We start from the raw sequence: 8796 nt of genomic DNA, 5'->3' as shown, positions 1-8796 counted from the left end.
CCCGCGGTCGTCGACCCCGATGTCGACCTCGGCGATCCGGCGCAGCGGCCGGCGGATCCGGCCCGGCAATGGGATCTGCTGGCCGCCACGGCGATCGGCGGCATTCTCGGCGCCGAGGCCCGTTACGGGTTGAGCGCGGTGGCGCCCCACCACGATCAGCAGTTCCCGTGGTCCACGCTGCTGATCAATGTCACCGGCAGCCTGCTGATCGGAATTCTGATGGCGGTGCTGCTGGCCTTGCCGTCCCCGCACCGGCTGGCCCGGCCGTTCCTCGGTGTCGGCGTCCTGGGCGGCTACACCACGTACTCGACCTTTGCTCTGGACGTGCAGCGCCTGCTGCTGCATCACCGGCTGCTGGTAGCCCTAGACTACGTGGCGCTCACCGTGCTCGGCTGTGCAGCCGCGGTCTGGCTGTCCAGCACGCTCACCGGTCGCATCGTCGCGGCGGCCCACCGGTGACGCTGTTGCTGATCGCGCTCGGCGCGGGGGTGGGCGCGCCTGCCCGCTACCTCACCGACCGGGCCATCCAGTCCCGGTTCCGGACGCTGTTTCCGTGGGGCACCGTGACGGTCAACGTCCTCGCCTCGCTGTTGCTCGGAGTGATCACCGGCGCCGGGCTCGGCACGGACGTCACGCTGCTGGCAGGCACCGGCTTCTGCGGCGCGCTGTCGACATACTCGGCCTTCAGCTACGAGACGCTCCGGCTGGGCCAGCGTGGAGCCGGCTGGCTCGCCGCCGGCAATGTCACGCTCTCCCTCGTCGCCGGGATCGGGGCAGCCGCCCTCGGCTGGTGGCTCGGGCTGTCCTTGGGCTGATCCCGGTGGTGGACCGGCGCCTGAGCACTCCGCCAGCTGGTCATACCAGCCTGGTTCATAGACATCGCCGGGTTTGCGGCAACGCATGCGAGGCATTTGACTCAGCAGCATGGCTACCAGCCCGCCGTCGACGGAGAAGCTCGCCAGCTACCGGCGCAAGCGCGACTTCAGCCGTACCTCCGAGCCGGCGGGGGACCCGTCCGCCCCCGCCGCCGAGCCGGCCGCACGCCGCTTCGTGGTGCAGCGGCACCGGGCCAGGCGGTTGCACTACGACGTGCGGTTCGAGATCGACGGCGTGCTGGTGAGCTGGGCCGTTCCCAAGGGCCCGACCCTGGATCCGGCCGCCCGGCATGCCGCCTTCCATGTCGAGGACCACCCGATCGAATACATCGATTTCGAAGGGGTCATCCCGGCCGGTGAGTACGGCGGCGGCGACGTCATCGTCTGGGACGCCGGCACCTGGGAACCGGCCAAGCCCGGTGATCCGGCCGCCGCGGTGGCCGGCGGCGAGCTGCAGGCCGAGCTGCACGGAACCAAGCTGCGCGGCCGCTTCATCCTGGTGCGGACCGGCCGGGATTCCGGAGGCAAGGAACAGTGGCTGATGCTGCACAAGCACGACGACTTCGCCGTGGCCGGTTGGGATCCTGAACAGCATCCGCGCTCGGTGCTCAGCGGCCGGACCAACGACGAGGTGCTGGCCGACCCGGACCGGATGTGGCGCTCGGACCTGCCGGCCGGCGAGGCCTCGATCGCCCTGAAGGACGCGGGAACCGGGCGGCCGAGCCCTGCCGAGCTGACAGCGCTGGAGGAGCTGCCCGCGACGGGCCGGTGGGAGATCTTCGGCCGCGAGCTCAAGGTGACCAATCTCGACAAGGTGCTGTTTCCCGGATCGGCCGAGCACGAGCCGATCACCAAGCGGGAATTCCTCCGCTACACCGCGCAGATCGCCCCGGTCGCGCTGCCGTACCTGGCTGGCCGGGCCCTCAACATGCACCGCTATCCGCAGGGCGCTGCCAGCAAGGGCTTCTGGCACAAGGAGCTTCCGGACTGGGCGCCCGACTGGCTTCCCAGGTGGGAGAACCCGGACGCCGATCCCGGGGAGTCGCGCACCTACCTGGTCGTCAACGAGCCGGCCGCGCTGGTGTGGGCCGCCAACTTCGGCGCCCTGGAATGGCACGCCTGGACGTCGCTGACCGACCGGCCGCAGCAGCCCAGCTACGCGCTGATCGACATCGACCCCGGCGACTCGACCTCGTGGCAGGACGTGCTGGTGCTGGCCCGGCTGCACCGGACCGCCTTCGAGCACCTGCAGCTGCTCGCCGTGCCCAAGGTGACCGGCCGCCGCGGCATCCAGATCTGGGTGCCGATCAGCCGCGGCCCGAGCTTCTCCGAGACCCGGCAGTGGGTGGAGCAACTGTCCAAGACCGTCGGGGCGGTGGTGCCGGAACTGCTGAGCTGGAAGTGGGGGGTACGCGACCGGGGCGGCAAGGCCAGGCTGGACTACACCCAGAACGCGATCAACAAGACGCTGGTCGCCCCGTACAGCGCCCGGCCGGCGCCCGGAGCCCCGGTGTCGATGCCGATCAGCTGGGACGAGCTCGATGATCCGGAGCTGAAGCCGGATGGCTTTGCGATGCGCGTGGTTGCCCAGCGCATCGCCGAGAAGGGCGACCTGTTCCGCCCGTTGCTCAACACCGACCAGCGATTGCCGCGGCTCGGTTGACCAACCCTGACGCCAGCGCGGCTGGCGGTCGACTGACGCGCCGGCCGCCGGGTCAGGCGCCGACGGTGGAGGGATCTCCGGCGACGTCCTCGGCCGCGACAGGCTCTGCTGCTTGCAGCACCGGGGCGGCAGGGCCTCGCTGGCCGGCCGCCATGGTGAGGAACGCAGCGCCCACCCCGGCGGCCAGCGCAGCCACCGCCCAGCGGGCGCCGGTCCGCTCCATGCCGAGGTAGTGGTCCAGTGACACCGGGCCGGGTCCGGTCTCGGCAAGCGCGGTGAGGGCCGCGATCAGCACCACGTTGTACTCCCAGCCGCCGTTGGCCGCCCACGGCCCGTTCGGCAGATGCACCTTGCGGATCGCCGTGGTCATCACGCCGGTCAAGCTGGCCGCCGCCAGCGGGGTGGCCAGGCCCGCGGCGATCATCGCGCCGCCGGCGGTCTCGGTGACCCCGGCCAGGGTGGCGTGCACCTTGGCCGGACGCATCTGCAGCGCCTCCATCATGCCCTCGGTGCCAGCGCGGCCCGGGCCGCCGAACCAGCCGAACAGTTTCTGGGTGCCATGGCCGATGAACAGGCCTCCGATGACGGCGCGGGCCGCCAGTCTTCCTACGCTCATGTGCATCTCCGGTTAGGGCGCCACGTTCGAGGCCCCAGCCCAGCCCGAGGCTGGCGATGGGGGCCGGCTGGGTTGGGTTCACCTCACACCGCGCCTGCAACGTTACGCTGCTGCTGCCGAGACCGGTCGCCCGCTGCGCCGGGGCGCTGAGGCGGGCCTTGGGACCGCCAGCGGCAAGGGTTACGGTGGGATCACGGACCCTGGGTCCCCGCGGATCAACAGCGATCCCACGTGCGCCGCGAGGCGCGCATCGCCTTCTCCTTCCTTGGGAGTTCTTGTGCTCTTCAACACCGTTTCCCGCTCGATGCATGACGTCGGCCTGGCCGCCTGGTTCGGCGGCACGCTGGCCAATGCTGTGGCCCTGAACCCCGCAGCGGCAGAGGCCGGCAACTCCCGCGCGGCCGGCGCGGTCGCCAACGCCGGCTGGGACCGCTGGACGCCGGTGAACGCCGCCGCGATCGGGGCGCACCTGATCGGCAGCGTCGGTCAACTGGTGAGCAACAGCGACCGGCTGGCTGCCCAGCAGGGCGTGGCCACCATGTCGCTGGTCAAGACCGGAGTGACCGCCGCCGCGCTGGCAGCCACCGGCTACTCCCGGATGCTGGGCCGCAAGGTCTCCCAGCAGCATGCGGTTCCGGCCGCGGACGGCACGACGCCGACCAGTGAGACCCCCTCAGACGTGGCTGCGGCGCAGAAGCAGCTCACCGCCCTGCAGTGGGCCATCCCGGCGCTCACCGGCGCCCTGGTCGTCATCAGCGCCTTCGCCGGCGAGCAGCAGCGTCCGGGCAACGTCCTCAGCGGCCTCACCCGCCGGCTGGGCGCGGCGTAACCCCGGCGGATCACCCGACACCGACATAGCGGCCCGGCTGCCTGCAAAGGTGGCCGGGCCGTTCGGCGTGGTGGGTTCGGCCTGCCGGATCGCGCGGCGCTGGGCAGCGCTGCCCCCGTGGGATTAAGGTTGCGCTCCGGCCAGCCGATGTGGTCGGCGATTGAGCAATGCCGACACGACGGGGAAGGCCGCGGAAACGGTCCATGACATCTTCGAGCTCCGGCACGGATCAGCCTGAGTACCGGCCTGAGTACGAAGGCCCGCCGCGTCCCTCCGAAGCGCCGCCGCGCCAGATCTTTCCGCACGAGGTGTTCCCGGCCACGGTCTACCTGCCGCCCCCGCCCCAGCCGCCGGCGTCCGGCACCCGGACCAAGAAGATCATCGCCGGCGCTGCCGTGCTCGCGGTGCTCGCCGGTGGAGCGGTAGCCGCCTACGCCTACACCACGCTGGCCAGCCACGGCATCCAGCCCGAACGGGTGCTGCCCGCGACCACGGTGGCCTTCGCCAAGCTTGACCTCGATCCGGCGGCCAGCCAGAAGATCGCGGCCTACCGGCTGTCGTCGAAGTTCCCGGCGGTGTCCAAGGGCGCGCCGAACATCGACGCGGAGAAGAACGCCCTGCTGTCCAAGTTCTTCGGCGACCAGAGCGACTTCGACTACGCCACCGAGATCAAGCCCTGGCTCGGCGACCGGATCGCCGTGGCGGCCGTGCCCGACGCCGCCAGCGAGGCCGGCCTGGACCCCGTCCTGGCGGTGGCCTACACCAACGAGGCGAAGATGAAGGCCGCGCTGAGCAAGGCGGCCCGGACCCAGAAGGACCTCGGCTACGTCACGACCGAGGGCTACGTCCTGATCAGCGACAGCCAGTCCCACGCCGAGGCGGTCCTGGCCGGCGTCAAGCGCGGCACGCTGGCCGGAGTCAAGAATTACCGCGCTGACCTCGCGGCGCTGCGCGGTGATCAGATCGCGGTCGGCTGGGCTGACATGTCCGCCGCCGTCGCGGCGTTGAAAGCGGCCAGCGGCCCGGCAGCCAGCGACCGGCTGGGGTCCCTGCAGGGCCTGAACGCGCTGGCGGGAACCGAGGCCCGGATCATCATCGGTGCCCACGCGAACTCTGATTACCTCGAGATCTCCGCCGTGTCGCACGACGGAGGCGCCGGCTCCCGGGTGGGCCGCAAACCGGTGAACGGCACGCTGGCCAAGCTCGCCGCCGAGGACACCAGCGCCGCGCTGGAGGTCACCGGCCTCGGCGACGCCCTCAGCCAGGCGTGGAACAGCGCATCGGCGACTCTCGGGCTGCAGGAGCAGTTCGAGGAGCTGATCGAAGAGGCCGGCCTGCAGCTTCCCGAGGACCTGAAGGCGTTGTTCGGCACCGACGCCACTGTCTCGCTGCGGTTGCCGCACGGAGCCAGCGCAGAGCCCGAGATCGCCGCCCAGGTGGCTACTGACGATGCCAACCGGGCCGGGCAACTGCTCGATTCGCTGGCCCAGCCATTCGGCTTCCTTACCGAAGACCTGCACCCCCAGATCACCGGCGACGGCTACCTGGTCAGCACCAGCCCCGGCTATGACCCCAGGGCCCGCCCAGGCGCTCGAACCCTGGGGGACGACCCGGCCTTCCAGAAGGCGGTTCCTGACAGCGCCGGCGCCAGCATGATCGCCTACGTCAACTTCGGCGGCATCCTCGACTCCGACCCGGGGGCCTCGGCGAAGGACAAGGCGGACTGGAAGCACCTCGGCGCCTTCGGGATGAGCGTGGTGCCGACCTCGGACGGCACCCGGATGACCATGCGGCTGACCACCCGGTAGGACTGACCCGCGCCGATTCGTCCGAACCGGGAGTCACCGACTACCGGGAGGATTGCCAGAATCAGCACCGCTGCTCACCTGAGGGCAACCTATCTCCGACTAGGCTGGCAGTACCGGGGATTTCGCCTGCCAGCCATCGGGCTGGTATGCAGGCAAAATTGCCAGACCAGCCCCAAAAGCGGGCAGATCGGCGCTTCACATGAGTTCTTCCGACAGCTTCACCCCATCCGGCACGGCACGCGACGAGAGCCACAACACCCAGATCAACACCGTGGCGGCGCAGGCCCACCGATGCGGCATGACCCACCTGGCCACCGGCCGGATCTGCCTGCTTCCCGAGCGGCATTCCGGGTCCTGCGACTTCGCCACCCGGCAGAACCAGGTCGAATCCGCGGTGACACCGGCCTGAGCCGGCCTCGCCCTGGACGGGGTCCGGTGACTGTCGAGTAGGTTCCGGAGGATGCGCCACGGAGTCTCGGTTCCCTGTTTCGGGTCAGGACTGGACGCCGCCCTGGTGGCGGAGTGGGCGGCCGCCGCCGAGTCCGCCGGGTGGGACGGCTTCTTCCTGTGGGACCACCTGTTCGCCTTCGCGCCGGGTCCGGTCGATGTGGTCGATCCGTGGATCGCGCTGACGGCGGCGGCCTGTGCCACCGAACGGATCCGGTTGGGCCTCATGGTCACGCCGCTGCCCCGGCGCCGACCGCTCGTGGTGGCCCGCCAGAGCGTCACCCTGGACCGGCTCAGCCAGGGCCGGCTGGTGCTGGGAGTGGGCATCGGCGGTGGCCCGTACGAGTGGGACTACTGCGGCGAGCAGGCCGACGCGGCCACCCGCGGCGACATGCTGGACGAGCACCTGGAGCTGCTGGAGCGGCTGTGGACCGGCAAGCCGGTACGCCACGAGGGCCGGCATTACCGCGTCGCCGGGCCGGACTGGTCGGCGGTCTGCTACCCGCCGCCCTTGCAGCAGCCCCGCATCCCGATCTGGGTCGGCGGCACCTGGCCCGGCGGCCGGCCGTTCCGGCGGGCCGCCCGATGGGACGGGGTGGCGCCGATGCGCCTGGACGGCAAGTGGGAGGTCGCCGACACCGCCGCGGTAGCTGCTCGGATCGCCTCGCTCCGGACCACCGACGCTCCCTTTGACCTAGCCGTGCCGGGTGAGACCGAGGGTGGTGACCCGGCGCGGCTGGAACGCTATGCCGAGCATCGCGGCGCCGGAGCCACCTGGTGGGTGGAGGCGGTGCATCCATGGCGCTACGGCTGGGTCGAGGACGCGCCGTGGCCACTGCAGGAGATGCGGGAGCGTATCGAGGCCGGTCCCTGACGTTCTGCTCGACGCCTGCACCTCGCGGCCGACGTGCGGGGCGCGTGTGCTGCGAGCGCAGTGCTATGGGTTTCCGCGGCCCGAAATGGCATCATGGCTCGGACAGCTTGGGTTGGGACACCGGTCCAAGCCGAGGAGGAACCATGTCTGAACTGCTCGACCGCGCACAGCCCGTCGATCCCAAGCGCAAACCCCAGCCCGCCACCGCAGAGTCGACCCAGCCGGGCAGCTCGGCGAACGCCGCCTTCGCCGCAGCCCTGACGGAGTTGGCGTTGACCGTCCATGCCGGCGATTGCGACCCGGTGACGGTGATCACCCAGTGCGCGGTGGACCTGATTCCGGGCACCGAGTACTCCGCCCTGGTGATTCCGGCCGGCCCGAACCAGGTGGAGCCACGGGCCACCTCGGGCGAGCCGACACCGCAGATCATCGGGCTGCAGAACGAGGTGGGCGAAGGTCCCTGCCTGGAGGCGGTCGCCCACGGCGGCCCGGTGTGGGTTCCCGACCTGTCCCGGGAGACCCGCTGGCCGGCGTTCACCGCCGCGGCCGCCGAGCTGGGGGTGGGCAGCATGATGTGCACGTCCCTGGTCGCCCGGAACCGGATCTACGGCTCGCTGAGCCTGGCCTCGGCCCACCCGCACGCCTTCGACGACGAGTCCCAGACGCTGGCCACCATCTTCGCAGCCAATGCCACCATCGCGCTGGCCGGCCAGGAATGGCACCAGAACATGACGACGGCGCTCACCAGCCGCGATGTGATCGGCCAGGCCAAGGGCATCCTGATGGAGCGGTACCGGCTGACTCCCGATGCAGCCTTCGCCTTGTTGGTGAAGGCATCCCAGCACACCCATACCAAGCTCCGGACCGTCAGCGAGGAGCTGTGCCGAACCGGAGAGCTGCCGCTTTCTGGAGGAGTCAGCCCGGCCGCCGACGGCTGAACCGCACTATTGCCCCATGTCTGGACATACCGCCGCGCTCGGCGATATGTCTAGACGTGTTGGCGTCTGACGGCGCCGAGCGTTAGCGTCGTGCCAACCAGAAGGGACGTTGTCATGGAAACCCTGATTATCGTCATCGTGGTCTTGGTGGTGCTCGCGCTGATCGCGCTGGTCGCCCTCCCCCGGATGCGGGCCAAGACCACCGAACGCAAGCAGGTCGCAGCCCAGCAACACCTGGAGGAGGCCGGCGAGCGCTCTGCCCGGGCAGAGTCGGCGCAGGCCGCGGCCGAGGAGCAGGCGGCCCGGGCCCGTCGCGAGCGGGCCGAGGCAGAGTTGCGGGCGACCGAGACCGAGCGCGAGGCCCAGGAGCGGCTTGCCGAGGCCGAGCGTGAGCGCGCCGAAGCCCAACGGCTGCAGGAGCGGGCCGGCAACCTGGATCCCCGACTGCAGGGTGACAACGCCGTGGACCCCCGGCTGCAGGGGAACCGCACCGACGGCGACCCCACCACCCGCTGAGTGCCCTGCCCGAGTCCGCCGGCGGATTCGGGCAGGAAGCGGTGTCGACCGGGCCGGTCACGAGGGCAATCGTGGCCGGGCCGTTCCTCCGTCCGGGCTCAGCTACCCCGTAGCTGGTCGTTGATCAGCCGGGCGACCCGGTCGAGCCCGGCCTCGATCTCCTCCGGGGTCACCGTGCTGCAGCTGAGCCGCAGCGCGTTCACCGGCACGCCGGGCTCGTAGAAGTGATG

At 70.8% G+C, this 8796-nt stretch carries 10 protein-coding genes; 9 read left to right on the top strand and 1 reads right to left on the bottom strand.

The annotated features are described in order from the left end of the window. From crcB to VF612_RS12005, 3 genes are all read left to right on the top strand, one after another. Positions 1-459: fluoride efflux transporter CrcB (gene crcB / locus VF612_RS12015; RefSeq protein WP_408660091.1), on the top strand; the 459-nt coding region annotated here is incomplete at its 5' end. Further along, positions 456-815 carry a fluoride efflux transporter FluC gene (locus VF612_RS12010; protein WP_408660090.1) on the top strand — a complete coding sequence of 120 codons (360 nt, stop codon included), beginning with the start codon at positions 456-458 and terminating at the stop codon, positions 813-815. The genes crcB and VF612_RS12010, both read left to right, overlap by 4 nt. Positions 816-924: 109 nt before the next feature. After that, the gene (locus tag VF612_RS12005) at positions 925-2538 is read left to right on the top strand and encodes a DNA polymerase ligase N-terminal domain-containing protein (protein ID WP_408660089.1); all 1614 of its coding nucleotides are present in this window, start codon (positions 925-927) and stop codon (positions 2536-2538) included. A 52-nt stretch (positions 2539-2590) separates the two neighbouring features. On the opposite strand, the gene VF612_RS12000 is transcribed toward VF612_RS12005, so the two are convergent. After that, entirely contained in the window at positions 2591-3154 is a 564-nt protein-coding gene (locus VF612_RS12000; protein ID WP_408660088.1) for a DoxX family protein, read from the bottom strand. Positions 3155-3431: 277 nt separating this feature from the next. Here VF612_RS12000 and VF612_RS11995 point away from each other — a divergent pair, with 277 nt between their 5' ends. From VF612_RS11995 to VF612_RS11970, 6 genes are all read left to right on the top strand, one after another. Then, a complete protein-coding gene (locus VF612_RS11995; protein ID WP_408660087.1) occupies positions 3432-3983 on the top strand; it encodes a hypothetical protein in 552 nt (183 codons plus the stop codon). 203 nt (positions 3984-4186) lie between these two features. After that, positions 4187-5791: a DUF3352 domain-containing protein gene (locus tag VF612_RS11990; protein ID WP_408660086.1), complete on the top strand. Its 1605-nt coding sequence runs from the start codon at positions 4187-4189 to the stop codon at positions 5789-5791. Between the two features lie 199 nt (positions 5792-5990). Further along, positions 5991-6200, top strand: coding sequence for a hypothetical protein (locus tag VF612_RS11985; RefSeq protein ID WP_408660085.1), 210 nt, complete (start codon positions 5991-5993; stop codon positions 6198-6200). Positions 6201-6251: 51 nt separating this feature from the next. After that, positions 6252-7112 carry an LLM class flavin-dependent oxidoreductase gene (locus tag VF612_RS11980; RefSeq protein WP_408660084.1) on the top strand — a complete coding sequence of 287 codons (861 nt, stop codon included), beginning with the start codon at positions 6252-6254 and terminating at the stop codon, positions 7110-7112. A gap of 143 nt (positions 7113-7255) precedes the next feature. Further along, positions 7256-8050, top strand: a complete 795-nt coding sequence (locus VF612_RS11975) for a GAF and ANTAR domain-containing protein (RefSeq protein ID WP_408660083.1) — start codon at positions 7256-7258, stop codon at positions 8048-8050. A gap of 114 nt (positions 8051-8164) precedes the next feature. Next, positions 8165-8566: a hypothetical protein gene (locus tag VF612_RS11970; protein ID WP_408660082.1), complete on the top strand. Its 402-nt coding sequence runs from the start codon at positions 8165-8167 to the stop codon at positions 8564-8566. Positions 8567-8796: the final 230 nt, after the last annotated feature.

The organism is Jatrophihabitans sp. (genome assembly GCF_036388195.1).
Classification (GTDB): Bacteria; Actinomycetota; Actinomycetes; order Mycobacteriales; family Jatrophihabitantaceae; genus Jatrophihabitans_A.
Note: the sequence above shows the minus strand (reverse complement) of the source record. Positions and strands in the feature narration are given on the sequence as shown.

Bases quoted from the DNA above. Each gene is read 5' to 3' on its own strand.
- VF612_RS12005 (WP_408660089.1), top strand. From the start codon at position 925: ATGGCTACCAGCCCGCCGTCGACGGAGAAGCTCGCCAGCTACCGGCGC.
- VF612_RS12000 (WP_408660088.1), bottom strand. From the start codon at position 3,154: ATGAGCGTAGGAAGACTGGCGGCCCGCGCCGTCATCGGAGGCCTGTTC.
- VF612_RS11990 (WP_408660086.1), top strand. From the start codon at position 4,187: ATGACATCTTCGAGCTCCGGCACGGATCAGCCTGAGTACCGGCCTGAG.
- VF612_RS11985 (WP_408660085.1), top strand. From the start codon at position 5,991: ATGAGTTCTTCCGACAGCTTCACCCCATCCGGCACGGCACGCGACGAG.
- VF612_RS11980 (WP_408660084.1), top strand. From the start codon at position 6,252: ATGCGCCACGGAGTCTCGGTTCCCTGTTTCGGGTCAGGACTGGACGCC.
- VF612_RS11975 (WP_408660083.1), top strand. From the start codon at position 7,256: ATGTCTGAACTGCTCGACCGCGCACAGCCCGTCGATCCCAAGCGCAAA.
- VF612_RS11970 (WP_408660082.1), top strand. From the start codon at position 8,165: ATGGAAACCCTGATTATCGTCATCGTGGTCTTGGTGGTGCTCGCGCTG.